Source organism: Streptomyces sp. NPDC093018, assembly GCF_040684035.1.
GTDB classification, from domain to species: Bacteria; Actinomycetota; Actinomycetes; order Streptomycetales; family Streptomycetaceae; genus Streptomyces; species Streptomyces murinus.
The window spans coordinates 424454-449838 of the sequence record NZ_JBFBFF010000003.1 but is presented as its reverse complement, the minus strand read 5'-3'; the positions used below and the strand labels follow the sequence as shown (position 1 = coordinate 449838).

The 25385-nt window shown below is 73.2% G+C and carries 19 protein-coding genes; 10 read left to right on the top strand and 9 right to left on the bottom strand.

All coding sequences use genetic code 11. From position 1 onward, the window contains the following. Window positions 1-602: 602 nt before the first annotated feature. From AB0N90_RS09355 to AB0N90_RS09345, 3 genes are read right to left on the bottom strand one after another with little or no spacing between them, the layout of a single operon-like run. Window positions 603-1760, bottom strand: a complete 1158-nt coding sequence (locus AB0N90_RS09355) for an acetyl-CoA C-acetyltransferase (RefSeq protein WP_365194347.1) — start codon at window positions 1758-1760, stop codon at window positions 603-605. Window positions 1761-1791: 31 nt separating this feature from the next. Beyond that, window positions 1792-2445, bottom strand: coding sequence for a TetR/AcrR family transcriptional regulator (locus tag AB0N90_RS09350; RefSeq protein WP_365194345.1), 654 nt, complete (start codon window positions 2443-2445; stop codon window positions 1792-1794). Window positions 2446-2475: 30 nt separating this feature from the next. Further along, complete coding sequence (locus AB0N90_RS09345; RefSeq protein WP_365194342.1) at window positions 2476-3261, bottom strand: SDR family oxidoreductase; 786 nt, start codon at window positions 3259-3261, stop codon at window positions 2476-2478. Window positions 3262-3314: 53 nt separating this feature from the next. Between AB0N90_RS09345 and AB0N90_RS09340 the strand changes: the two genes are divergently transcribed. Beyond that, on the top strand, window positions 3315-4454 hold the full coding sequence (locus AB0N90_RS09340; RefSeq protein WP_365194339.1) for an acyl-CoA dehydrogenase family protein: 1140 nt from the start codon (window positions 3315-3317) through the stop codon (window positions 4452-4454). Beyond that, window positions 4454-5416 carry an acyl-CoA dehydrogenase family protein gene (locus AB0N90_RS09335; protein WP_365194337.1) on the top strand — a complete coding sequence of 321 codons (963 nt, stop codon included), beginning with the start codon at window positions 4454-4456 and terminating at the stop codon, window positions 5414-5416. Before AB0N90_RS09340 ends, AB0N90_RS09335 begins: the two co-directional genes overlap by 1 nt. Window positions 5417-5426: 10 nt before the next feature. On the opposite strand, the gene AB0N90_RS09330 is transcribed toward AB0N90_RS09335, so the two are convergent. Next, window positions 5427-6152: a VWA domain-containing protein gene (locus tag AB0N90_RS09330; RefSeq protein ID WP_365194335.1), complete on the bottom strand. Its 726-nt coding sequence runs from the start codon at window positions 6150-6152 to the stop codon at window positions 5427-5429. A 173-nt stretch (window positions 6153-6325) separates the two neighbouring features. Between AB0N90_RS09330 and AB0N90_RS09325 the strand changes: the two genes are divergently transcribed. Further along, window positions 6326-7192, top strand: coding sequence for a rhomboid family intramembrane serine protease (locus AB0N90_RS09325; protein ID WP_365194332.1), 867 nt, complete (start codon window positions 6326-6328; stop codon window positions 7190-7192). 124 nt (window positions 7193-7316) lie between these two features. Here AB0N90_RS09325 and AB0N90_RS09320 read toward each other — a convergent pair whose 3' ends face one another. The 3 genes from AB0N90_RS09320 to AB0N90_RS09310 form a co-directional block, all read right to left on the bottom strand. Beyond that, entirely contained in the window at window positions 7317-8780 is a 1464-nt protein-coding gene (locus AB0N90_RS09320; protein ID WP_365194330.1) for a glutamate synthase subunit beta, read from the bottom strand. Continuing rightward, window positions 8773-13284: a glutamate synthase large subunit gene (gene gltB, locus AB0N90_RS09315; RefSeq protein ID WP_365194750.1), complete on the bottom strand. Its 4512-nt coding sequence runs from the start codon at window positions 13282-13284 to the stop codon at window positions 8773-8775. The genes AB0N90_RS09320 and gltB overlap by 8 nt, the downstream gene beginning before the upstream one ends. 564 nt (window positions 13285-13848) lie before the next feature. Beyond that, entirely contained in the window at window positions 13849-14580 is a 732-nt protein-coding gene (locus AB0N90_RS09310; RefSeq protein WP_085564249.1) for a VIT1/CCC1 transporter family protein, read from the bottom strand. A 275-nt stretch (window positions 14581-14855) separates the two neighbouring features. On the opposite strand from AB0N90_RS09310, the gene AB0N90_RS09305 reads away from it, so the two are divergent. From AB0N90_RS09305 to AB0N90_RS09275, 7 genes are read left to right on the top strand one after another with little or no spacing between them, the layout of a single operon-like run. Beyond that, complete coding sequence (locus tag AB0N90_RS09305) at window positions 14856-16085, top strand: ADP-ribosylglycohydrolase family protein (RefSeq protein WP_365194328.1); 1230 nt, start codon at window positions 14856-14858, stop codon at window positions 16083-16085. Further along, window positions 16085-17200: an ADP-ribosylglycohydrolase family protein gene (locus AB0N90_RS09300; RefSeq protein WP_365194326.1), complete on the top strand. Its 1116-nt coding sequence runs from the start codon at window positions 16085-16087 to the stop codon at window positions 17198-17200. The genes AB0N90_RS09305 and AB0N90_RS09300 overlap by 1 nt, the downstream gene beginning before the upstream one ends. Window positions 17201-17207: 7 nt before the next feature. Next, entirely contained in the window at window positions 17208-18554 is a 1347-nt protein-coding gene (locus AB0N90_RS09295; RefSeq protein ID WP_365194323.1) for an ADP-ribosylglycohydrolase family protein, read from the top strand. Then, window positions 18542-19903 (top strand): ADP-ribosylglycohydrolase family protein, encoded by a 1362-nt coding sequence (locus tag AB0N90_RS09290; protein WP_365194321.1) that lies wholly within the window; start codon window positions 18542-18544, stop codon window positions 19901-19903. The genes AB0N90_RS09295 and AB0N90_RS09290 overlap by 13 nt, the downstream gene beginning before the upstream one ends. Continuing rightward, window positions 19900-20793 carry a ribokinase gene (locus tag AB0N90_RS09285; protein WP_365194320.1) on the top strand — a complete coding sequence of 298 codons (894 nt, stop codon included), beginning with the start codon at window positions 19900-19902 and terminating at the stop codon, window positions 20791-20793. The genes AB0N90_RS09290 and AB0N90_RS09285 overlap by 4 nt, the downstream gene beginning before the upstream one ends. Window positions 20794-20846: 53 nt before the next feature. Continuing rightward, window positions 20847-22022 (top strand): CoA transferase, encoded by a 1176-nt coding sequence (locus AB0N90_RS09280; RefSeq protein ID WP_365194747.1) that lies wholly within the window; start codon window positions 20847-20849, stop codon window positions 22020-22022. Continuing rightward, on the top strand, window positions 22019-22825 hold the full coding sequence (locus AB0N90_RS09275) for a CoA ester lyase (protein WP_365194318.1): 807 nt from the start codon (window positions 22019-22021) through the stop codon (window positions 22823-22825). The genes AB0N90_RS09280 and AB0N90_RS09275 overlap by 4 nt, the downstream gene beginning before the upstream one ends. A 635-nt stretch (window positions 22826-23460) precedes the next feature. On the opposite strand, the gene lgt is transcribed toward AB0N90_RS09275, so the two are convergent. Together lgt and AB0N90_RS09265 are read right to left on the bottom strand one after the other, a co-directional pair. After that, the gene (gene lgt / locus AB0N90_RS09270) at window positions 23461-24432 is read right to left on the bottom strand and encodes a prolipoprotein diacylglyceryl transferase (RefSeq protein WP_365194315.1); all 972 of its coding nucleotides are present in this window, start codon (window positions 24430-24432) and stop codon (window positions 23461-23463) included. Window positions 24433-24528: 96 nt separating this feature from the next. Further along, window positions 24529-25305 carry a thioredoxin domain-containing protein gene (locus tag AB0N90_RS09265; protein WP_365194313.1) on the bottom strand — a complete coding sequence of 259 codons (777 nt, stop codon included), beginning with the start codon at window positions 25303-25305 and terminating at the stop codon, window positions 24529-24531. Between the last annotated feature and the right edge of the window lie 80 nt (window positions 25306-25385).

Here is a 25385-nt window from a genome sequence, read left to right as displayed (position 1 = left end):
GACCCGGATGACAACCCCAGACTGCGGGCCGACCCCGACAGCAGCCCCAGACGGCCAGCGAACCTGGGCGCCGGACCCGGACACCGGACGGACCCGGATGACAACCCCAGACTGCGGGCCGACCCCGACAGCAGCCCCAGACGGCCAGCGAACCTGGGCGCCGGACCCGGACACCGGACGGACCCGGGCAGCGGGCCCGGACGGCGAGCCCGAACAGCTGTCGGGCCCGGACAGCGGGCGACCCCGGACGGCGGCGGGCCCGGTCGGAGACGGGCCCGGTCGGAGACGGGCTCGGTCGGCGCCAGGCCCGGTCAACGGCGAGCCCGCTCGGCGCCGGCCCCTGTCCGCGGCGAGGCCCATCGGCGGCGAGCCCCGTCGGCGCCGGGCCCGGAAGTCGAGAGTCCGACGGCCCCTGGGCACGGCTGCCCCCCGAAGACAGCTGGCCCCCGGAGAGGGTCAGCCCCCGAAGACGGCCAGGGCCCTGAGGACGGCTGCGGCCCGAAGACGGCCAGAGCCCAGAGACGGCTGCGGCCCGAAGACGGCCAGGGTCCGGGGGTAGCCGGGGCCTGGGGGGCGGCCGCAGCCGAGGCCCCCGCCGTCGCTCAGAGGCGTTCGATGATGGTCACGTTGGCCTGGCCGCCGCCCTCGCACATGGTCTGGAGGCCGTAGCGGCCGCCGGTGCGCTCCAGTTCGTGGAGCAGGGTGGTCATCAGGCGGGCGCCGGTCGCGCCGAGGGGGTGGCCGAGGGCGATCGCGCCGCCGTTGACGTTGACCCTCTCGGGGTCGGCGCCGGTCTCCTTCAGCCAGGCGAGGACGACCGGGGCGAAGGCCTCGTTGATCTCCACGAGGTCGAGGGCGTCGATGCTCAGGCCGGTCTTCTTCAGGGCGTGCGCGGTGGCCGGGATGGGGGCGGAGAGCATGCGGATGGGGTCCTCGCCGCGTGCGGAGAGGTGGTGGACGCGGGCGCGCGGACGCAGTCCGTGGTCGCGGACCGCGCGTTCGGAGGCGAGAAGGAGGGCGGCGGCACCGTCGGAGGTCTGGGAGGAGCAGGCGGCGCTGATGGTGCCGCCGTCCAGGACCGGCTTCAGGGCGGCCATCTTCTCCAGGGAGGTGTCACGGCGGGGGCCCTCGTCCACGGCGACCGGGCCGTAGGGGACGGTCTCGCGGGCGAAGCGGCCGGTGTCGATGGCCCACACCGCCCGGCGGTGCGAGCGCAGGGCGAACTCCTCCTGCTCGGCGCGGCCGATGCGCCACTGGGCGGCGATGGCCTCGGCGCCGGCGAACTGGTTGACGGGCCGGTTGCCGTAGCGGGCGCGCCAGCCGGTGCTGCCGAGGAAGGGGCCCTCGGTCAGGCCGAGCGGGTCGGCCGCTTGGCGGGAGGCGAAGGCGATGGGGATCTGGGACATGTTCTGCACACCGCCCGCGACCACCAGGTCCTGGGTGCCGGAGAGCACGGCCTGCGCGGCGAAGTGCACGGCCTGCTGCGAGGAGCCGCACTGCCGGTCCACGGTCACGCCCGGCACCTCCTCGGGCAGTCCGGCGGCCAGCCAGCTGGTGCGGGCGATGTCCCCGGCCTGGGGCCCCACCGCGTCCAGACAACCGAACACGACGTCCTCGACGGCGGCCGGGTCGATACCGGCCCGCTCCACGAGGGCTCGAAGGACATGGGCGCCCAGGTCGGCCGGGTGGACGCCGCTGAGTCCTCCCCCGCGCCGCCCGACGGGCGTGCGGACCGCTTCGACGATGTAGGCCTCGGCCATGCGACTCGACTCCCTCGCCAGGAAAGGGGTGTTATCCGCTGTGCTCGCTCTTCTCGCTGTGCTCTTCGTGCTGTGTCGCGCGTACGGCGATGCCGTCCAGCACCATCGACAGGTACTGGCGGGCGATCTCCTCGGGGCTGTGCTGTCCGCCGGGCCGGTACCAGGAGGCGGCGACCCACACGGTGTCGCGGACGAACCGGTAGGTGAGCCGGACGTCCAGGTCGGAGCGGAAGACGTGTTCGGCGACCCCGCGTTCCAGGGTGGAGAGCCAGGCCCGTTCGAACCGGCGCTGGGACTCGGCGAGGAAGGCGAACCGGTCCTGGGCGACCAGCTGCCGGCTCTCCTTCTGGTAGATGGCGACGGCGGCGCGGTGCCGGTCGATCTCCCGGAAGGACTCGGTGACCAGGGCCTCCAGCGTCTCGCGGGGCCCGAGTCCGGCGGCGAGGACGGTGTCGTAGCCGCCCCACAGCTCGTCGAGGAAGGTGCGCAGGATCTCTTCGAGCATCGACTCCTTGGAGTCGAAGTGGTAGTAGAGGCTGCCCGCGAGCATGCCGGCGTGGTCGGCGATGCGGCGGACGGTGGTGGCGTTGTAGCCGTGTTCGGCGAACACTTCGGCGGCGGTGTTGAGGAGTTCGCCGCGCCGGACCGCGGCGGCGGTCACCTGGGGCTTCTTCTTGGTCGGCACGCACCCATTCTGGACGCTCCCCCTTCGGTCCTAGGCGCGCTGGCTGCTGACGGCTACGGTCTCGCCGGTCATGTACGAGGAGTAGCCAGAGGCGAGGAACACGATCACATTGGCCACTTCCCAGGGCTCGGCGGCGCGTCCGAAGGCCTCGCGTCCGGCCAGGTCCGCCAGGAGTTCGGGGGTGGTGACCTTCGCCAGGTGGGGGTGGTGGGCGAGGCTGGGCGCGACCGCGTTGACCCGCACCCCGTAGGGGGCGGCCTCGATGGCGGCGCAGCGGGTCAGGGCCATCACCCCGGCCTTGGCGGCGGCGTAGTGGGCCTGTCCGGCCTGGGCGCGCCAGCCGACGACGGAGGCGTTGTTGACGATCACTCCGCCGCCGGTGGTCCGCAGGGCGCGCAGGGCGGCGCGGGTGCAGCGGAAGGTGCCGTTCAGGGTGACGTCCAGGACGCGGGTCCACTGGTCGTCGGTCATGTCGGTGAGGGGCGAAGTGCCGCCGAGGCCCGCGTTGTTGACGACGATGTCCAGTCGGCCGTGCGCGGCGGCGGCCGTCTCGAACAGGGCCTGGACCTGCCGCTCGTCGGTGACGTCGCAGGGCAGGGCGGTCACCGCGCCCGGGAACCGCCGGGTCAGTTCGGCCTCGTGCTCCTTGAGGCGCCGGGGGTGTGCGTCGCTGAGCAGGACGCGGGCGCCCTCTTCCAGGAAGCGGCGCGCGGTGGCCCCGCCGATGCCGGTGCCGGCCGCCGCGGTGACGACGGCGGTGCGGCCCTTGAGCAGTCCGTGCCCGGGGACGTAGGCCGGGCTCTCGACGCCTGTCATAGGGCCAAGCTAACCTACCAAACACTTGTTAGGGAAGGATGGTGACGGCGGCCATGGACCTGACCTTCTCCCCGGCCGACGAGGAGTTCCGCGCCGAGGCCCGCGGTTGGCTTGCGGCGCATGTGCCGCGGGTGCCGCTGCCCTCGCTGGAGACGGCGGCCGGGTTCGCCGCCCATCGGGCCTGGGAGGCCGAACTGGCCGCGGACCGCTGGTCGGTGGTGTCCTGGCCGCGGCGGTACGGCGGGCGGGACGCGGGGCTGCTGGGGTGGCTGCTGTTCGAGGAGGAGTACTGGGCGGCGGGCGCGCCGGGCCGGGTCGGGCAGAACGGGGTCGATCTGCTGGCGCCGACCCTGCTGGAGCACGGGACGCGGGAGCAGTGCGCGCGGGTGCTGCCGCCGATGGCCTCGGGCGAGGTGGTGTGGGCGCAGGCGTGGTCGGAGCCGGGGGCGGGCTCGGATCTGGCCTCGCTCACCTCCCGGGCGGTGCGCGCGGACGGCGGCTGGCTGCTCAGCGGGCAGAAGACCTGGTCCTCGCGGGCGGCCTTCGCCGACCGGGCCTTCGGACTGTTCCGCAGCGATCCGGGGGCGGCGCGGCCGCATCAGGGGCTCACCTATCTGATGTTCGACCTGCGGGCCCCCGGGGTGACGGTGCGTCCGATCGGCCGGCTGGACGGCAGGCCCGCGTTCGCGGAGCTGTTCCTGGACGAGGTGTTCGTGCCGGACGAGGACGTGATCGGCGAGCCGGGGCAGGGCTGGCGGATCGCGATGTCGGCGGCGGGCAACGAGCGGGGGCTGACGCTGCGTTCGCCGGGCCGCTTCCTCGCGGCGGCGCACCGGCTGGTCGAGTTGTGGCGGGCGCGCGGCTGCCCGGAGCATGCGCGGGAGCGGGTGGCGGACGCGGTGATCGGCGCCCGCGCCTACCGGCTGTTCACCTACGCGGCCGCCTCCCGGTTCCTGGCCGGCGACCGGCTCGGCCCGGAGACCAGCATGAACAAGGTGTTCTGGTCCGAACTGGACCTCGCACTGCACGAGACGGCGCTCGATCTGCTGGGCCCGGAGGGCGAGGCGGCCGACGGCGCCTGGTCGGGGGGATACGTCTTCGCGCTGGCCGGTCCGGTCTACGCGGGCACCAACGAGATCCAGCGCGACATCATCGCCGAGCGGCTGCTCGGCCTGCCGAGGGGACGCCGCTGATGCGCTTCCTGCCCGATGCCGAACAGCGGGCCTTCACCGACTCGTTGGGCGCCCTGCTGGCGGCGGCGGACACCCCGGCGGTGGTCCGGGAGTGGAGCCGTGGCGAGCATGCGCGCGGGCGGGCGCTGTGGGCGCGGCTCGGGGCGGCGGGGGTGTTCGGGCTCGCGGTGCCGGAGGAGTACGGCGGGGCGGGGCGACGCCCGGTGGAACTGGCTCTGGCCTTCGTGGAGTTGGGGCGGCACGCGGTGCCCGGGCCGCTGGTGGAGACGGTGGTGGCGGCCGTGCTCCTGGACGCGCCGCCGCACGCCGGGCGCTTTCTGCCGGGGCTCGCGGCAGGCGCGGAGACGGCCACCGTGGCACCGCCCGGTGGCCTCGCCCTGGATGGGGACTCGGCCGCGCTCCGGCTCGCGCTCACCCCCGACGGGCTGTACCTGGCGACCCCGGGACCAGTGCGCGCGTCGCTCGACCCCGCCCGCCGGCTGACCCCGCTCACCCCGGACGGCGCGCCGCTGCTCACCGCTCCCGCGTACGAACGGGCCCTCCTCTGGGCCCGGTTGGCCGTCGCCGCCCAGGCGCTCGGGGTGGGTCTTGCCCTGCTGGACCGCACGGTGCGCTATGTCGGGCAGCGCACCCAGTTCGGGGTGCCCGTCGGCTCCTTCCAGGCGGTCAAGCACCGGCTGGCCGACGCGAAGACGGCCCTGGAGTTCGCCCGGCCCCTCGTGCTCGGCGCGGCGGTGTCGATGCGCCCGGCGGATGTGGCCGCGGCCAAGCTCAGGGCGTGCGAGGCGGCGTACACCACGGCGCGGACGGCGCTGCATCTGCACGGCGCGATCGGCTACACCGCGGAGTACGACCTCTCCCTGTGGCTCACCAAGGCCCGTGCGCTGCGCACCGCGTGGGGGGCGCCCGAGGAGTGCCGGGAGCTGGTCCTGGCGGACGCCCTCGGGGAGGTGACCGGCTGAGCGGCCCGGTTCAGGAGGAGCGGAGGATGCCCGCGGCGCGCGCGGCCGACAGCCAGGAGGGGAACTCGGCGACGAGACGGTCGTACAGCTCGGTGTCGGGGACGCGTCGGGGGTCCTCGCCCGCGTGGAAGAAGCCGGCGTTGTCCACGATCCGTTTGCCGGGCACCGGGAGTTCGTCCAGTCTCCGCAGGAAGTCGAACTGCTTGCTGTGCGGGTCGCCGAAGCCGATGAACTGCCAGAACAGGGGGAGCTTGGCGGACTTGCAGAGATAGCGTTCCGCGGCGAGCTTGTTGATCGGGCCGCCGTCGGTCTGGAAGACGACCAGGGCGGGGTCGGTGGCGCCGCTGTCCAGGTAGTGGTCGATGACGGCGTCCATCGCCAGGTGGTAGCTGGTCTTGCCCATGTGGCCGAGCCCGGCGACGATCCGCTCGACGCTGCCCTCGTGACCGGCGAGGGGTATGTCGGTGACGGCGTCGATGTCGGTGGAGAAGAACACCACCGGCACCCGGCCGTCGTCGTCCAGGTGCGCGGACAGCCCCAGCACCCGGTCGGCGAGCGCCTGGACGCTGCCGTCCTGGTAGTAGGGCCGCATGGAGCCGGAGTGGTCGAGGACCAGGTAGACGGCGGCCCGCAGCCCGTCCAGGCCGTGTTTGCGCAGGCTGATCCCGGCCGAGCGGTAGGCGCCGACGAGCGCGGGCGCGCTCTCCTCCACCTTGCGCAGACTGATCGCGGCCATGGCCCGCCCCCTCCGGCTGTTCCGAGGGGCCGAGCCTACGTGATCACGCGCACCGGGCGTCACGGCCCTCCCACAGGTTCGCTATTTTGTTCGCTGCCGCCCCACCGGCTCGCTGTGCTTCCCCCCGCCCCTCCCCTTTCCTTGTCGTATTTCCCTTTTCGAGGAGCCGGCCCGTGGCCGCCGAGTCCGTCGTGACCACCTGTTTCCGTCATCCGCGGGTGGAGTCGTATGTCCGCTGCACCCGCTGCGACCGCTTCATCTGCCCGTCCTGCATGCGGGCGGCCTCCGTCGGCCATCAGTGCGTCGACTGTGTGAAGGAGGGCGCCCGTTCGATCCGGGGGGCGCGGACCGTGTTCGGGGGCCGGATCGCCGCGGTGCCGCTGGTGACCTACGTACTGGTCGGGCTGAACGTGGTGGCGTATCTGGTGGAGCTGGCCAGGCCGTCGTTCGAGTACCGCTTCGCGATGCTCGGTGCCACGCCCGCCGGCTATGTCCCTCAGGGGGTCGCGCACGGGGACTGGTACCGGCTGCTGACCGGCGCGTTCCTGCATCTGACGCCCGGTGAGGGGACGTTCGGGATCACGCACATCCTGTTCAACATGGTGGCGCTGTGGAACATCGGCCGGGTCGTGGAGACCCAGCTGGGCCGGGTGCGCTACCTCGCCCTGTATCTGCTGTCGGCGCTCGGCGGCTCGGTGCTGGAGCTGCTGCTGATCCCGGAGTCGTACACCGTCGGCGCCTCCGGTGCGATCTTCGGACTGGGCGCCGCCTACTGGGTCATGGGGCGCCGCCTCGGCCATGACATGCGCGAGGTCAACCGGTACATGGCGGGCCTGCTGCTGTGGCTGGTGATCTCCGCGGGGCTGACCTCCTGGCAGGGCCATCTCGGCGGGCTGCTCGCGGGCGCCGTGGTGACGCTGGCGTACGCCTACGCGCCCCGCGACCGGCGGCGCGCCCTGGTGCAGGCGGGGGTGTGCGTGGCCCTGCTCGCCCTGCTGGTCGCGCTCGCCTGGCTGAAGGCGGCCTCGCTGACCGCCTGAGCCGGGGCACCGCGCGGTGCCCCGGAAAAGTCAACGGCGTCTGCCCGGTCGTCCGGTCGGGGACAGGTGGGCAGACGCCATTGGTGTTCCGCACGCCTTTGTGCGGGACGTTCCAGGGGTGCCGTCAGACCGCGAGCGCGCGGTCGGTCGGGCGGATCGGGGCCGGCAGGTCGCTGGCCCCGGTCAGGTAGCGGTCGACGCCGCGGGCGGCCGAGCGGCCCTCCGCGATCGCCCAGACGATGAGGGACTGCCCGCGGCCGGCGTCACCGGCGACGAACACTCCCGGCACATTGGTCTGGAAATCGGCGTCGCGGGCGATGTTACCGCGCTCGTCGAGGTCTAGACCAAACTGCTCCACCAGGCCGTTCTCCCGGTCGGTGCCGGTGAAGCCCATCGCCAGGGTGACCAGCTGGGCCGGGATGCGACGCTCGGTGCCCGGCTTCTGGGTCAGCCTGCCGTCCACGAACTCGACCTCGGCGATGTGCAGCCACTGCACATTGCCGTCCTCGTCGCCCTCGAAGTGGGTGGTGGAGGCGGAGTAGATCCGCTCGCCGCCCTCCTCATGGGCCGAGGTGACCTTGTAGAGGATCGGGAAGGTGGGCCAGGGCTGCCCGGTCGGGTGCCGCTCGTCGTTCGGGCGGGGCATGATCTCCAGCTGGGTGACCGAGGCCGCGCCCTGGCGGTGGGCGGTGCCCACGCAGTCCGCGCCGGTGTCACCGCCGCCGATCACGACCACGTGCTTGCCCTCGGCCGAGACGGGCGCGGACACATAGTCGCCCTCCTGGACCTTGTTGGCCAGCGGCAGGTACTCCATCGCCTGGTAGACGCCCTTCAACTGCCGCCCGGGGACGGGCAGATCACGGGCGGTGGTGGAACCCGCGGCGATCACGATCGCGTCGTAGCGCTTCTTCAGGTCGCGGGCGTTGAGGTCGCGGCCGACCTCCACGCCGGTACGGAAGCGGGTGCCCTCCGCGCGCATCTGCTCGATACGGCGGTTGATGTGCCGCTTCTCCATCTTGAACTCGGGGATGCCGTAGCGCAGCAGGCCCCCGATGCGGTCCGCGCGCTCGTAGACGGCGACCGTGTGGCCGGCCCGGGTCAGCTGCTGGGCGGCGGCCAGCCCGGAGGGGCCCGAGCCGATGACCGCGACCGTCTTGCCGGACAGGCGCTCGGGGATGCGCGGGGCGACGTGCCCGCCCTCCCACGCCTTGTCGATGATGGAGACCTCGACGTTCTTGATGGTGACCGGCTGCTGGTTGATGCCGAGCACACAGGCCGACTCGCACGGCGCGGGGCACAGCCGCCCGGTGAACTCCGGGAAGTTGTTGGTGGCGTGCAGCCGCTCGTAGGCGGCGCCCCAGTCCTCGCGGTAGGCGTAGTCGTTCCACTCCGGGATCAGGTTCCCGAGCGGACAGCCGTTGTGGCAGAACGGGATGCCGCAGTCCATGCACCGGCTGGCCTGCTTGCCGATGATCGGCAGCAGGGAGCCGGGGACGTAGACCTCGTTCCAGTCCTGGACACGCTCACCGACGGGACGGGTCCTGGCGACCTCGCGGCCGTGGTTGAGGAAGCCCTTCGGATCAGCCATTGGTCGCCGCCTCCATCATCTTCTCGGTGATCTCGGTCTCGGAGAGACCGGCTCGCTCGGCGGCGTCCTTGGCGGCGAGCACTGCCTGGTACGTGCTGGGGATGATCTTGCTGAACCGGACCGCGGCCGCGTCCCAGTCGGCGAGCAGCTTCGCGGCGACGGTCGAACCGGTCTCCTCGGCGTGCCGGCGCACCACGTCGTGCAGCCACGCCTTGTCCGCGTCGGTGAGCTCCTGGACCGCGTCCGCGTTGCCCGCGTTGACGTTGTCGGGGTCGAGGTCGATGACATAGGCGATGCCACCGGACATGCCCGCCGCGAAGTTGCGGCCGGTCGGGCCGAGGACGACCGCGTGACCACCGGTCATGTACTCGCAGCCGTGGTCGCCCACGCCCTCGGAGACGACCAGCGCGCCGGAGTTGCGCACGCAGAACCGCTCACCGGTACGACCGCGCAGGAACAGCTCGCCGCCGGTGGCGCCGTAGCCGATGGTGTTGCCCGCGATCGTCGAGTACTCGGCGAGGTGGTCGGCGGCGCGGTCCGGGCGGACGATGATCCGGCCGCCCGAGAGGCCCTTGCCGACGTAGTCGTTGGCGTCGCCCTCCAGGCGCAGCGTGATGCCGCGCGGCAGGAAGGCGCCGAAGGACTGGCCCGCGGAACCGGTGAAGGTGATGTCGATGGTGTCCTCGGGCAGGCCCGCGCCGCCGAACTTCCGGGTCACCTCGTGGCCGAGCATGGTGCCGACCGTGCGGTTGATGTTGCGGATGGCGACCTGGGCGCGCACCGGCTGGGCCTCGGTCGCGTCGTTCGCGGCCAGGGCGTCGGCGGCGAGCTTGATCAGCTCGTTGTCCAGGGCCTTCTGCAGGCCGTGGTCCTGGGCGATCTGCCGGTGGCGGACGGCGCCCGCGGGCAGCTCCGGCACATGGAACAGCGGCGCCAGCTCCAGGCCCTGCGCCTTCCAGTGGTCGACGGCGCGCCGCACGTCCAGCACCTCGGCGTGGCCGACGGCCTCCTCGATGGAGCGGAAGCCCAGCTCGGCGAGCAGCTCGCGGACCTCCTCGGCGATGAACCGGAAGAAGTTCACGATGTGCTCGGCCTTGCCGGCGAAGCGCTCGCGCAGCACCGGGTTCTGGGTGGCGATGCCGACCGGACAGGTGTCCAGGTGGCAGACGCGCATCATGACGCAGCCGGAGACGACGAGCGGCGCGGTCGCGAAACCGAACTCCTCGGCGCCGAGCAGCGCGGCGATGACCACATCGCGGCCGGTCTTGAGCTGACCGTCGGTCTGTACGACGATCCGGTCGCGCAGCCCGTTGAGCAGCAGCGTCTGCTGGGTCTCGGCCAGGCCCAGCTCCCAGGGGCCGCCCGCGTGCTTGAGGGAGGTCAGCGGGGAGGCGCCGGTGCCGCCGTCATGGCCGGAGATCAGCACGACGTCCGCGTGTGCCTTGGACACACCGGCCGCGACCGTGCCGACGCCGACCTCGGAGACCAGCTTGACGTGGATCCGCGCCCGGGGGTTGGCGTTCTTGAGGTCGTGGATCAGCTGGGCGAGATCCTCGATGGAGTAGATGTCGTGGTGCGGCGGCGGGGAGATCAGGCCCACGCCGGGCGTCGAGTGCCGCGTCTTGGCGACCCAGGGGTAGACCTTGTGGCCGGGCAGCTGGCCGCCCTCGCCGGGCTTGGCGCCCTGGGCCATCTTGATCTGGATGTCGTCCGCGTTGACCAGGTACTCGGAGGTGACGCCGAAACGGCCGGAGGCGACCTGCTTGATCGCCGAGCGGCGCGCGGGGTCGTACAGGCGGTCCGGGTCCTCGCCGCCCTCACCGGTGTTGGACTTGCCGCCCAGCTGGTTCATGGCGATGGCGAGGGTCTCGTGCGCCTCCTTGGAGATGGAGCCGTACGACATCGCGCCGGTCGAGAACCGCTTGACGATCTCGCTGACCGGCTCGACCTCCTCGACCGGGATCGGCGCCCGGCCAGAGTCGAAGCCGAACAGGCCGCGCAGCGTCATCAGGCGCTCGGACTGCTCGTTCACGCGCGAGGTGTACTTCTTGAAGATGTCGTAGCTCGCGGTGCGCGTGGAGTGCTGGAGGCGGAAGACCGTCTCCGGGTCGAACAGATGCGGCTCGCCCTCGCGGCGCCACTGGTACTCGCCGCCGATGTCCAGGGCGCGGTGCGCCGGGGCGATGCCGGAGGCGGGGTACGCCTTGGCGTGCCGGGCGGCGACCTCGCCGGCGATGACGTCGATGCCGACGCCGCCGATCTTGGTGGCGGTGCCGTTGAAGTACTTCTCCACGAAGGTCTCGTCCAGGCCGACGGCCTCGAAGACCTGGGCGCCGCGGTAGGAGGCGACGGTGGAGATGCCCATCTTGGACATGACCTTCAGGACGCCCTTGCCGAGGGCGTAGATCAGGTTCTTGATGGCCTTCTCGGGGTCGGCGCCGTCGAGGAAGGTGCCCGCGCGGACCAGGTCCTCCACCGATTCCATCGCCAGGTACGGGTTGACGGCGGCGGCGCCGAAGCCGATCAGCAGGGCCACATGGTGGACCTCGCGGACGTCGCCGGCCTCGACCAGCAGGCCCACATGGGTGCGCTGCTTGGTGCGGATGAGGTGGTGGTGGACGGCCGCGGTGAGCAGCAGCGAGGGGATCGGCGCGTGCTCGGCGTCGGAGTGCCGGTCGGAGAGGACGATCAGCCGGGCGCCGTTCTCGATGGCCGCGTCGGCCTCGGCGCAGATCTCCTCGATGCGGGCGGCCAGCGACTCGCCGCCGCCGCTCACCCGGAACAGTCCGGAGAGGGTCGCGGCCTTGAAGCCGGGCATGTCGCCGTCGGCGTTGATGTGGATGAGCTTGGCCAGCTCGTCGTTGTCGATCACCGGGAAGGGCAGCAGGACGGACCTGCAGGAGGCGGCAGTCGGGTCGAGCAGATTGCCCTGCGGGCCGAGCGCGCTGCGCAGGGAGGTGACCAGTTCCTCGCGGATGGCGTCCAGCGGCGGGTTGGTGACCTGGGCGAACAGCTGGGTGAAGTAGTCGAAGAGCAGCCGGGGGCGCTCGGACAGGGCCGCGATCGGGGAGTCGGTGCCCATGGAGCCGATCGGCTCGGCGCCGGTGCGGGCCATCGGGGCGAGGATGACGCGCAGCTCCTCCTCGGTGTAGCCGAAGGTCTGCTGGCGGCGGGTGACCGAGGCGTGGGTGTGCACGATGTGCTCGCGCTCGGGCAGGTCGCCCAGCTCGATCTCGCCGGCCTCCAGCCATTCGGCGTACGGCTGTGCGCCGGTGAGCGAGGCCTTGATCTCGTCGTCCTCGACGATGCGGTGCTCGGCGGTGTCCACGAGGAACATCCGGCCGGGCTGGAGGCGGCCCTTGCGGACCACCCGGGCGGGGTCGATGTCGAGGACGCCGACCTCGGAGCCGAGGACGACCAGGCCCTCGTCGGTGACCCAGTAGCGGCCGGGGCGCAGACCGTTGCGGTCGAGCACGGCGCCGACCTGGGTACCGTCGGTGAAGGTGACGCAGGCGGGGCCGTCCCACGGCTCCATCATCGTGGCGTGGAAGCCGTAGAAGGCGCGCCGGGCCGCGTCCATGGAGGCGTGGTTCTCCCAGGCCTCCGGGATCATCATCAGCACGGAGTGCGGCAGCGAGCGGCCGCCGAGGTGCAGCAGCTCCAGGACCTCGTCGAAGGAGGCGGAGTCGGAGGCGTCCGGGGTGCAGACCGGGAAGATCCGGTCCAGCTTCTCCGCGGGGCCGAACAGGTCGGAGGCCAGCCGGGACTCGCGGGCGCGCATCCAGTTGCGGTTGCCCTTGACCGTGTTGATCTCGCCGTTGTGGGCGATGAAGCGGTACGGGTGGGCGAGCGGCCACGACGGGAAGGTGTTCGTGGAGAACCGGGAGTGCACCAGCGCGATCGCGGAGGCGAAGCGGCGGTCCGAGAGATCCGGGAAGAAGGGCTCCAGCTGGCCGGTGGTCAGCATGCCCTTGTAGACGACGGTGCGCGCGGACAGCGAGGGGAAGTAGACGCCCGCCTCGCGCTCGGCGCGCTTGCGCAGCACGAACGCCTTGCGGTCCAGGGCGATGCCCTCGCTCGAACCGTCGCTCACGAAGATCTGCCGGAAGACCGGCATGGTGGCGCGGGCGGTGGCGCCCAGCAGCTCGGGCGCGACCGGGACCTCGCGCCAGCCGAGGACGGTCAGGTCCTCCTCGGCGGCGATCGTCTCGATCGCCGAGACGGCGCCCTCGGTGCCCTCGCCGGGCAGGAAGGCGATGCCGACGGCGTACGAACCGGCGGCGGGCAGTTCAAATCCGGCCACCTCGCGGAAGAAGGCGTCCGGCACCTGCGAGAGCAGGCCCGCGCCGTCGCCCGAGTCCGGCTCGGAGCCGGTGGCGCCGCGGTGCTCCAGATTGCGCAGCACGGTGAGCGCCTGCTCGACCAGGGTGTGGGAGGCCTCGCCGGTGAGAGTGGCGACGAAACCGACGCCACAGGCGTCGTGTTCGTTGCGGGGGTCGTACATACCCTGCGCAGCAGGGCGAGCATCCATGAACGACCAGTTCTGGCCGTTCTCGGAATGCTGGGACGGCTGGCGCGGCGTACGCATCGGCTCTCCCGTCGTCGTCATATGGCATGTGGCGTGTGCCGAGGGACGACGTTGGCCCTCTGCGGAGATGGCGAAATTTCGTGCAGGTTACATGATGACCCGGTTCTCGGGAAGCGGATACTCCGTTTCATCATGCGGACACCGCAGGGGTTCTCGGCGGGTGCCCGGAGGCCGCGCGGGGCGGCCTGTCACCGCACGAAGCGGCCGGTGCCGCATGGCGCGACGACCGGGTGCCGCACGGGGCGACCTGGCCGCCGCGGTGGCGGCGAACGCGTGGGGGGGTGGACCGCTGCGACACCATCGGTCGGATCGGTGACCATCGGTCCAGAGGGAGCAGGGAGGGTCTTCGTCGGCCCACCCCACAGGGGTGCGGCAGGCGTCATTGCCCACAGCGCTTACGGCTCATGCCCCGTGGTCATGCATCCGAAACCAACGGGTAACGGGTACTTATTCGTCACCACGTATAAGTACCGGCGCGCGTCATCCTACGGCCGTTCCGAACAGCGCGCCGAGGGCGTACGTCACACCGGCGGCCGCACCGCCCAGCGCGAGCTGCCGCAGACCGCTGAACCACCAGCTGCGCGCGGTCACCTTGGCCACGACGGCGCCACAGCCGAAGAGCCCGATCAGCGCGAGCAGCAGGGCGGGCCACAGGACGGTCGCGCCGAGCAGGTACGGCAGCAGGGGCAGCAGCGCGCCGAGGGCGAAGGAGCCGAACGAGGAGACGGCCGCGACCAGCGGGGAGGGCAGGTCACTCGGGTCGATGCCCAGTTCCTCGCGGGCGTGTATCTCCAGGGCCTGCTCGGGGTCCTTGGACAGCTGCCGGGCGACCTCGCGGGCCAGCTCGGGCGCCACGCCCCGGGCCGCGTAGAGTGCCGCGAGCTCGTCCTCCTCGTCCTGGGGGTGGCGGCGCAGTTCACGGCGCTCGACGTCCAGCTCGGCCTCGACCAGGTCGCGCTGGGAGGCGACGGAGGTGTACTCGCCCGCGGCCATGGAGAAGGCACCGGCGGCGAGGCCCGCGAGTCCGGTGATGACGATGGTCTGATGGCCGACGGCGCCGCCGGCCACGCCGGTCATCAAGGCGAGGTTGGAGACCAGGCCGTCCATCGCGCCGAACACGGCGGGGCGCAGCCAGCCGCCGTTGACGTCGCGGTGCGTGTGGTTGTCGCGGTGCGCTTCGTGCAGCGCCGCCGTGGTCTCGATGAGGGCCATGATCTTCTTCCCCGATTTAGCTTAGCCAAAGCTAACTTTGGACGAGTTCTATTTTTCGACACCACAGAATCTACGCCGTTCCCGATCACGCCGCCAGCAAGGAAAGGCTGGGCTAACCTGCGGCTTTACGGTTTTTACGCTCATCCGCGCCCCCAACCGCTCAGGTTGCCGAGCGGGTGACAGGACCCCTTCCCAGGCACGTACGGCGGCCCGTCGTGGGACACATCCGCAAAGGGTCCGCGGGCCCGGACGGGTCCCGCCGAAGGAGGCCGCCCATGGCATCGACCGCCTGCACTCCCCCGCTCCCGGCATCCGATGAGCTCACCGGAGTGCGCTCCCGGGCCCGGGGCGCACTGCTCGGCCTGGCCGTCGGCGACGCGCTCGGCGCCCCCGCGGAGAATCTGAAGCCCTCCGAGATCCGGGCCCGCTGGGGCCGTATCACCGGGTTCGTCGCGGACCGGCCGCAGGGTACGGACGACACCGAGTACGCGCTCTTCTCCGGACTGCTGCTCGCCCGGCACGGCTCCGCGCTCACCCCGGCGCACGCGGAGGCGGCCTGGCACGAGTGGATCACCGAGCGGGCCACGTTCCGCGGCGCGGGCTTCAGCGAGCGGGGCACGCTGGAGAATCTGCGCCGGGGGCTCGCGGCGCCGATCTCCGCGCAGCACCGGCACGCCTGGAGCGACGGACTCGCGATGCGCGCGGCGCCCTTCGGGGTGTTCGCGGCGGGCCGCCCCGGGGAGGCGGCCCGGCTGGTCGCGATCGACGGCTCCGTCAGCCACGAGGGCGAGGGAATCTACGGCGGCCAGGCCGTCGCGGCGGGGGTGGCCGCGGCGATGGCGGGCGCCCCGGTCCCGGTGGTGATCGCCGCGGCCCTCGCGGTGATCCCGGACGACTCCTGGACCGCGCGTTCGCTGCGCCGCGCGGTGGCCGTCGCCCACCGCGGCGAACGTGCGGTCCGCTCCGCGGTCGTCATCGGCGGCTATCCCTGGACCGACCTCGCCCCGGAGGCCGTCGCGCTGGCCTTCGGCGCCTACGCCACGGCCGACGGCGACTTCCGCGAGGCGGTCCTGACCGCCGTCAACATGGGCCGCGACGCGGACACGACGGCGGCGGTGGCGGGCGCGCTCTCGGGCGCGAGCCAGGGTCTGTCCGCGATCCCGGCGGCCTGGGCGGACGCGATCGGCCCGGCGCGGGGAAGGTGCCTGCCGTCGATGGGCGGACGGCATGTGCTGGAGGTGGCGGACCTCCTCCTCCCACCCACGGAGCCGCCCCGGCCGACACCGACCGCCCTTGATACGACGGCCCCACCTCAGCCGGCACCAGCCGCGCCCCGACCGGCGGCCCCACCCCTGCCCGCTCTCGCGACCCGTCGGCCGACCGCCGCACCTGCACCCGTCCCTAGCCCCGTCCCCGTCCTCACCATCGAGGCGGGCAGCGCGGTGGACGGTGTCATGGACGCGGTCGGGGCCGATGCCGGGGTCGGCACCGAAGGGACCGCCTGATGGCCGGGCGCGTCGAAGGGATGCTGCTGGGGCTGGCGGCCGGGGACGCCGCCGGCTGGCCCGCTGCCCGGCACCGCGCCGCGCGGATGCCCGAGTGGACCCGTCGGCTCACCCGCGAGCTGGACACCTTCGCGGAGCAGAACGCGACCACCACCCTCCCGGTGCCGATCGCCCTCAACCAACCCCCCGAACCCCTCCGCCTCGGGCCCTCCGACGACGCCGAATGGGCGGCCTTCGCCGCGGAGGCGGTGCTGCGGGCCGGGCCCGACGACGCCCTCGGCGACCTCAGCCGTGACCGTCGTATGCGCGCCGCCATCGACCTCACCTGGTCCGCCGTCGCCTGCGAGGTCGCCGCCGCCGCGGACCGCGCGCCGGAGATCGAGTCCGCCGTACTGCCGCTGCGCGCCCGCATCTCGGTCCGGGCCGGACTCGGCAACCTCGCCACCGGTCTGCGCCCGCCCGCCAGCGGCCACGACAACCCGCACTACTTCGACGACGCCGCCTGCGTACGCGCCTGCGCCCTCGCCGTGGCGCACCCCGGGGACCCCGAACGCGCCGCCGCCCTCGCCGAGTTCGACGCCCGCTACACCCAGGACGGTGACGGTGTGCACGGCGCCCGCGCCATGGCGGCGGCCGTCTCGCTCGCCCTCACCGGCGCGGACACCCGCACCTGTGTCACCGCCGCCCTCGCCGAACTCCCGCCCGACACGGAGATCGGCCGCAACGCCCGGCACGCGCTCGCCCTCGCCGCGGACGGCGCGTCCGCCTTCGCCCTCGTACCGCTCCTCGAACACCAGATCGTGGACCACGTCTACAGCTATGGCGTGGCCGCCGCCGAGACCGTCCCTGTCGCGCTCGCGCTGACCACCGCCACCGACGGCCGTATCGCCGCGGCCGTGCCCGCGGCCGCCTGCCTGTCCCGGGTCGCCGACTCGGCCCCCGCCCTCGTGGGCGCCCTCACCGGCGCGCTCGGTGGCGCCGCCGCGATCCCGGAGACCTGGCGGGACGCCTGCCGGGTGCTGCCCGGCTGCGCCCTGCCCCGCCTCACCGGCACCGATCTGGTGGAACTCGCCGGACTTCTGGAAGCCGCGCAACCGGCCCGCCCGGGAGGATGATTCGGGCATGACGCCCAAGCAACCCAAAGGCACCGGACAGCCCGATCTGGACGAACGGATCACCGGCGCCCTCGTCGGAGCCGCCGTCGGCGACGCCCTCGGCGGACCGGTGGAGGGCTACTCCCCCGACCAGATCACCGAGCGCCACGGCGGCCTGGTGCACGGCATCGTCGGCCCCTGGCACGGCGACGCCTGGCGCACCGCCCGCCCGCTCGCGCCGTACCACAAGGGCGACGGACACGTCACCGACGACACCTTGATGACGCACGCCCTGGTCCGGGTCTACGACCGCGTCCGCGACCACCTCGACGCCTACGCGCTCGCCGAGCACCTGGTGCCCGACCTGATGACCAACCCCCGCTGGATCCCCGAGCTGGAGGCGGAGGCGCTGCCGCTGCACCGTCTCTTCCTCGCCGAGAAGTGGCTGGTGGCCCGGCTCGCCTACGGCCACGCGGACCCCCGGGAGGCGGGCACCGGCAACATCGTCAACTGCGGTGCGGCGATGTACATGGCGCCCGTCGGCCTGGTCAACGCGGCCGATCCGCGGGCCGCTTACGCCGAGGCGCTGGACATCGCCGGTGCCCACCAGTCGTCGTACGGCCGGGAGGCGGCCGGTGTCTTCGCCGCGGCCGTCGCCGCCGCCAGCGCGCCGGACGCGACGGCGGACTCGGTGGTGACCGCCTGTCTCGCGCTGGCCAAGGACGGCACCCGGGAGGCGATCGAGAAGGTCTGCGAAGTGGCCTGCCGGCACAGCGACTTCGCCTCGGCGCTCGGTCCGCTGCGCGCGGCGGTCGAGCCGTACGACACCGTCGGCCCGGACTACCGGGCCCCCTCGCTCGGTGCCCGCCGCCCCTCGCGGCTGCACTCCATCGAGGAACTCCCCGTCGCCCTCGGCATGTTGGTGATCTCCGGCGGCGACTACCGGCACGCGGTGCTCGGTTCGGTCAACTACGGGCGCGACTGCGACTCGATCGCCACCATGGCCGGTGCCCTCGCGGGCGCGCTCGGCTCGCCGGTGCCCGAGGAGTGGGCGAAGACGGTCGCGGAGGCCAGCCGACTGGACCTGTGGCAGCCGGCCCGAACGCTCGCCCAGGTCACGCGCGAGGTGTTCGCCCTCGACCGCGCCCGGCGCCGCGCCCATGAGCTGGCCTTCGCGGCCCTGGGAGGAGTCCCGGACACGGATGACGCGCCCCGCTCAGACCGGACAGGCACCCCCGACCCGGACGACCCACCCCGCTCCGACCAGACAGCCACCCCCGACCCGGACGACCCACCCCGCTCCGACCAGACAGCCACCCCCGACCCGGACGACCCACCCCGCTCCGACCGGGGAGGTGTGCCGTGCTCCGGCTGACCTGGGTCCAGCCCGAGGACCTGCTCGGGCACGAGCTGCGCCAGGCCCGCCTCGACGGCCGTGAGCCGTCCCGGATCGAGGAGCGCTGGCGGGCGGCGGGCGGCCCGGACGCCCCGGACCGGGCGGGCGCCTCCCCGCACCGCGTCTCCCGCTATCTGCGGCTGCTCGCCGAGGATCTGCTGGACGAACTGGCCGATCTGCCCAGCCGGTTGGCCGACGACGAGCCGACCGATCCGGCCGCGATCCGGGCCGCCTGCCCCGACTGGCCCACCGCGCGGCTCGCCGGGGCGCCGGGACCGCTCGCGTTCGAGGCGTCCTGGCTGGGCCGGGCCGCCGGCTGCCTGCTGGGCAAGCCGGTCGAGAAGCTGCCCCCGGACGCCGTGCGCGCCCTCGCACGGGCGAGCGGCAACTGGCCGCTGACCGGCTACTTCACCGCCCGGGGCGTGCCCGCCGAACTGCTCGACGCGCATCCGTGGAACCGCCGCTCGGCCGCCACCTCGCTCGCCGAGAACATCGACGGCATGCCCGAGGACGACGACCTCGACTACCCGCTGCTCAACCTCCTGTTGCTCCAGCGGCACGGCAAGGGCTTCAGCACCGCGGACGTCGCCCGGCTGTGGCTCGACGAGCTGCCCCCGGGGCGGACGTTCACCGCGGAGCGCCTCGCCTACCGCAACCTCCTTTGCGGTGTGGAACCCCCGCACACCGCCCGCCACCGCAACCCCTTCCGGGAGTGGATCGGCGCCCTGATCCGCGCCGACGTCCACGGCTGGACCAACCCGGGCGACCCGGGCGCCGCCGCCGAACAGGCTTACAGGGACGCCGTGTTGACCCATACGGGCAACGGTGTCTACGCCGCCATGTTCACCGCCGCCACCCTCGCCGCGGCCGCCACCGGCGACCATGACGTCCACGCCTGTCTGCGGATCGGCCGTTCGGTCGTCCCGGACCGCTCCCGGCTCGCCGGGGCCATCGACCACGCCGTCCGACTGGCCGCCCGGCACGAGGACTTCGACACCGTGGTGGACGAACTCCACGCCCGCTACTCCCCCACCCACCACTGGGTGCACGCCCTGCCCAACACCGCCCTGCTGGCCGCCGCGCTCACCCACGCGGACGGCGACTTCACCGGCTCGATCGGGCGGGCGGTGGCGGGCGGCCTGGACACCGACTCGGTCGGCGCGAGCGCGGGCAGCATCGCCGGGCTCCTCGCGGGCTCCCCCGCCGCGCTCCCCGAGCACTGGCGGGCCCCGCTGAAGAACCGGCTCGCCACCACCGTCGCCGACTTCGACGGCACCGGCTTCGACACCCTCGCCCACCTCACCCATCTGGAGGCGAACCGCCCATGACCCATATCGCCGTCCTCGGCAGCACGAACATGGATCTCGTCGCCTTCGTCGCCAAGGCCCCGGGGCGCGGCGAGACGGTGACCGGCCGGGAGTTCCGTACGATCCCCGGCGGCAAGGGCGCCAACCAGGCGATCGCCGCCGCCCGGGCCGGCGCCACCGTCTCGATGATCGGCGCGGTGGGCAACGACGCGGCCGGGACCCGGCTGCGGGAGACCCTCGAACACTCCGGCGTGGACACCGACTTCCTGCGCACGGTCGAGGGCCCCTCCGGCACCGCGCACATCGTGGTGGACGACGAGGGCGGCAACTCCATCGTCGTCATCCCGGGCGCCAATGGCACCGTCGACCATCTCTCGCCCGGCGACGAGGGGCTGATCGCCTCCGCCGACACCCTGCTGCTCCAGCTGGAGATCCCGCTGGCCGCGGTGGTCGCGGGCGCCGCCGCCGCGCACCGGCACGGGGTCCGGACGATCCTCACCCCCTCCCCCGTCCAGCCGCTGCCGCCCGAACTCCTCGCCGCCACCGATCTGCTGGTGCCCAACCAGTACGAGGCCATCACCCTCACCGGCCGCACCGACCCGCGCGAGGCCGCCACCGCACTGCTCGAACTGGTGCCGCGCGCGGTGGTCACCCTGGGCGCCACCGGCTGTCTGTACGTCTCCCGGGACGCCGAGCCGCTGGTGGTGCCCGCGCCCCGGGTCGAGGCGGTGGACAGCACGGGCGCGGGCGACACCTTCACCGGGGCGCTCGCGGTGGCCCTGGCCGAGGAGAAACCCGTACGGGAGGCCCTGTCCTGGGCGGCCGCCGCGGCGTCCCTCTCGGTCGAGCGGGCCAGGGCGTCGGCGTCGATGCCGTACCGCCCGGAGATCGACGCCCGGTTCACCGCGTGAACGGGGCCAGGGGTGAAGGGGCGAGCGGGGGTACGACGGCGCGCGCCGGGGCGCTGGACGGGGTGCGGGTGCTGGACCTGGCGACGCTCTTCGCCGGGCCCATGGCCGCGACGCTGCTCGGTGACTTCGGCGCCGAGGTGATCAAGGTCGAGCATCCGGGGCGCCCCGATCCATCGCGGGGGCACGGCCCGGCGAAGGACGGGGTCGGCCTGTGGTGGAAGGTGCTCGGCCGCAACAAGCGGGCGATCACCCTGGACCTGTCCCGGCCGGGCGGCCGGGCGACCCTGCTGCGGCTCGCCGCCACCGCCGATGTCGTGATCGAGAACTTCCGCCCCGGGACGCTGGAGAAATGGGACCTGGGCTGGGCGGAGCTGTCCGCGGCCAACCCGCGCCTGGTGCTCGCCCGGGTCACCGCGTTCGGGCAGTTCGGGCCGTATGCGCACCGGCCCGGGTTCGGCACCCTCGCGGAGGCGATGAGCGGCTTCGCCGCGCTCACCGGGGAGCCGGACGCGCCGCCGGTGCTGCCGCCCTTCGGGCTCGCCGACTCGGTCGCGGGCCTCACCACCGCGTACGCCGTGCTCACGGCGCTGGCCGCGCGGGAGCGCACCGGCACCGGGCAGGTCGTGGACATGGCGATCATCGAGCCGATCCTGTCCGTGCTCGGGCCGCACCCCACCTGGTACGACCAGCTCGGGTACGTCCAGGAACGCACCGGCAACCGGTCCGCGAACAACGCCCCGCGCAACACGTATCGCACCGCCGACGGCACCTGGGTGGCCGTCTCCACCTCCGCGCAGTCGGTGGCGGAGCGGGTGATGCGGCTGGTGGGGCGGCCGGAGCTGATCGAGGAGCCCTGGTTCGCGACCGGCGCGCAGCGGGCCGCGCACGCGGAGGTGCTGGACGCGGCGGTCGGCTCCTGGATCGCCGCCCGCACCCGTACGGAGGTCCTCGCGGCGTTCGAGAAGGCGGAGGCGGCGGTGGCGCCGGTGCAGGATGTGCGGGACGTGTTCGAGGATCCCCAGTACCAGGCGCTGAACACGGTGACGACCGTGCCGGACCCGGAGCTGGGTCCGCTGCGCCTGCAGAACGTGCTGTTCCGGCTGTCCGCCACGCCCGGCGCGATCCGCTGGGCCGGTCGGCCGCACGGCGCGGACACCGACACGGTCCTCGCCGAGCTGGGCCTCGCCCCGGCCGAGATCGCCGCCCTGCGCGCGGAGGGCGCCCTGTGACGCCGCTGACCTGGCTGTACGTCCCCGGGGACCGGCCCCAGGTGGTCACCAAGGCGCTGGTGGCGGGCGCGGACGTGGTGGTGATCGACCTGGAGGACGCGGTGGCGCCGGACCGCAAGGAGTACGCGCGCGCCGCCACGGCGGACCTGCTGACGGCGACACATCCGGTGCCGGTGCATGTGCGGATGAACGCCCTGGACACGCCGTGGGCGAGCGCCGACCTGGCGGCGCTGCGGGGGTTGCGGGGTCTTTCGGGGCTACGGCTGCCGAAGGTGACCGGTCCCTCGGAGGTGCGCCGGGTCGCCGCCGCCGTTCCGTTCCCGCTGTACGCGCTGCTGGAGTCGGCGCTGGCCGTCGAGCACGCGTACGCCATCGCGGGCGCGCATCCTTCGCTGCGGGGCATCTCCCTCGGGGAGGCGGATCTGCGGGCTGACCTCGGGGTACGGGCCGACTCGGGCCTTGACTGGCCGCGCTCCCGGGTGATCGTCGCCGCGCGCGCCGCGGGGCTGCCCCCGCCGGCGCAGACCGTGCACCCCGACATCCGCGACCTCGACGGCCTGGCCGCCTCCTGCGCCCACGGCCGCGCCCTCGGCTTCCTCGGCCGCGCCGCGATCCACCCCCGCCAGCTCCCGGTCATCGAGCGCGCCTATCTGCCCACCCCCGCCGAACTGGATCACGCCGAGACCATCCTCAAGGCCGCCACCACCACCCCCGGCGCCCAGGCCCTCCCCGACGGCCGCTTCATCGACGCAGCGGTGGTGGCCATGGCCCACCGCACCCTGTCACTGGCCCGGAGGCGGTGAGATCACTGGCTCGGAGGCGGTGAGAGCGGGGGCGGGGCCCTGGGCTCCGACGGTGGCCCGGGGGGTGAGGGTGGGGGCTCGGGCCAGGGCCAGGGCTCGGGCTGCAGCTGCAGCTGCAGCTGCAGCCGATCGGACACCACCCGGTCGCCGTCGCCGCGTGGGGCGCCGTCGCGGCGGATGAAGGGGCGGCGCCGGGAGAAGTGGCCTGCGCCGAGAGGTGAGGTGGCTGCGGGAAGAGGGGACCCGCGCAGGGAGGTCAGCGGATCGGCGCGGAGAAGATGGCGCTGCGCCGGAAAGAGGGCGCGGCGGCAAGGGGGCGTCCGGCCGGGCGTCCGGCGCTCGGCACCCGCTTTTCGCCGCCGCGCAGTCCCCGTCCGCTGACCGCCTACCGCCGTGAACGGGGCGATCGGGTAACGGGGCAACGGGCGGGCGAGCCGAGAATGCGTCCCGTATCTCCCGGCCTCCGCTGTCTCCCGGCCTCCGCCGCGGCCCGCCGCCCACGCCTAGTGCACCACCCACGACCGGCCCTCCGCCGCTCGCCCGCCCATGCCCGGCCCGGCCGCGCCCGGTGTCACAAACGCCGAGGGCGCCCGGGGTGATCCGGGCGCCCTCGGTGTCGTACAGGTAGGCGGTCGTCAGCTCTTCTTCGTCGCCGACTCGGGTTCCTCGGCGGGTGCCTTCGGCTCCGGCTCGTCGGCCGGTTCGGCCTTCGGCTCCGACGCGGCGGGCTTTCCGGCCCCGGTGTCCGTCTCCGTATCCTCCGCCGAACCGCCGGAGGCGACCCCGCCTGCGGCGAGGGGTTCCACGACCTCCTCGCGGCCCGGGCGGAGGCGGGCCGAGAGGATCATGTAGGTGACCGCCAGGAGGAAGACGATCAGCGCCGTCCAGTCGTTGAGGCGCAGGCCGAGGATGTGGTGGGCGTCGTCCACCCGCATGTACTCGATCCAGCCGCGGCCCACGCAGTACGCGGCGACGTACAGGGCGAACGCCCGGCCATGGCCCAGCTTGAAGCGGCGGTCGGCCCACATCACCAGGAAGGCGACGCCGATGCACCACAGGGACTCGTAGAGGAAGGTCGGGTGGTAGTACCCCGGCACCCGGCCGCCCTCGGAGGACGTGATGTGCAGCGCCCAGGGCAGATGGGTCTCCCTGCCGTACAGCTCCTGGTTGAACCAGTTGCCCCAGCGCCCCATGGCCTGCGCGAGGGCGATACCGGGCGCCACCGCGTCGGCGTACGCCGGCATCGGGATGCCCCGGCGCCGCGCCCCGATCCACGCGCCCAGCGCCCCGAGCGCGATCGCGCCCCAGATGCCCAGACCGCCCTGCCACACCTTGAAGGCGTCCACCCAGTCACGGCCGGGGCTGAAGTACAGCTCGTAGTCCGTGATCACGTGGTAGAGCCGACCGCCGACCAGGCCGAACGGCACGGCCCACACCGCGATGTCGGCGACCGTGCCGGACTGCCCGCCGCGGGCGACCCAGCGCCGGTTGCCGAGCCAGACGGCGATGAAGACGCCGATGATGATGCAGAAGGCGTAGCCGCGCAGCGGAATGGGGCCGAGGTACAGCACCCCGCGGGACGGACTGGGAATGTAGGCAAGTTCCATGGCAAGTCCGACGCTACCGTGCCGGGCCCCGGGGACACCAAGCCGCCTGGCTACGGGTCCATAACAGGGACATGAGATTCGCTTACCGGCGGCCCCCTACCCCTGGTCCGCCGACTCCACCATCTGCTTCAGCTTGGCCGGGGACATCGTCTGGTCCTGGTAGATGTTCTTGCCGCCGAGCAGGACCGTGGGCGTGCCACTGAAGCCGCCGCCCTGGAACGCCTTCTGCGAGCGGTTCACCCAGCTGTCGTGCGTCCCCGCCTTCACACACTTCTGGAACGCCGGGGTGTCCAGGCCGCCGACCTTGCCCGCCAGCGTGATCAGCTTGGCGTTGCTCGCGAAGGCGTCGTCGGTCTCCTTGGGCTGGTTGGAGTACAGCGTGTCGTGGTAGTCACGGAACTTCCCGGCGTCCTGGGCGCACGCCGCCGCGTTGGCCGCGCGCAGCGAGCCGATGCCGCCGAGATTGCCGTCGATCAGCCGGACCAGGTGGTACTCGATGCGCAGCTTGCCCGCGTCGACCAGCTCATGGAGGGTGGGCCGGTACGCCGCCTCGAAGGCCTGGCAGGCGGGGCAGCGGAAGTCCTCCCAGATGGTGAGCGTCGACTTCGCCGCGTCCTTGCCGACCGGGATCGCGAGACCGTCCTTGCCCTGCGCGCCGGAGGGCGCCACGACCGGGCCCGCGTCGCTGCTCGCCTTGTTCTTGCCCGCGTTCGCGGCGATCACGCCGATCACCGCCGCAAGGGCCAGGACGCAGACGACGCTGGCGCCCACGATCAGCGACCGCCGCCGCTTCTCCGCGGACTTCTGCTTCTCGCGTTCGGCCGCCAGCCGCTGGCGGGCGGTCCGCTTTCCGTCACCGTTCTTCTCGCTCACACCCCCAGAACGAACCGGGGAGGCGCAGCGCGCCTCCCCGGCCCGAGGTCCACCCGTTCGAGTGACCGGAATGCCCGGTA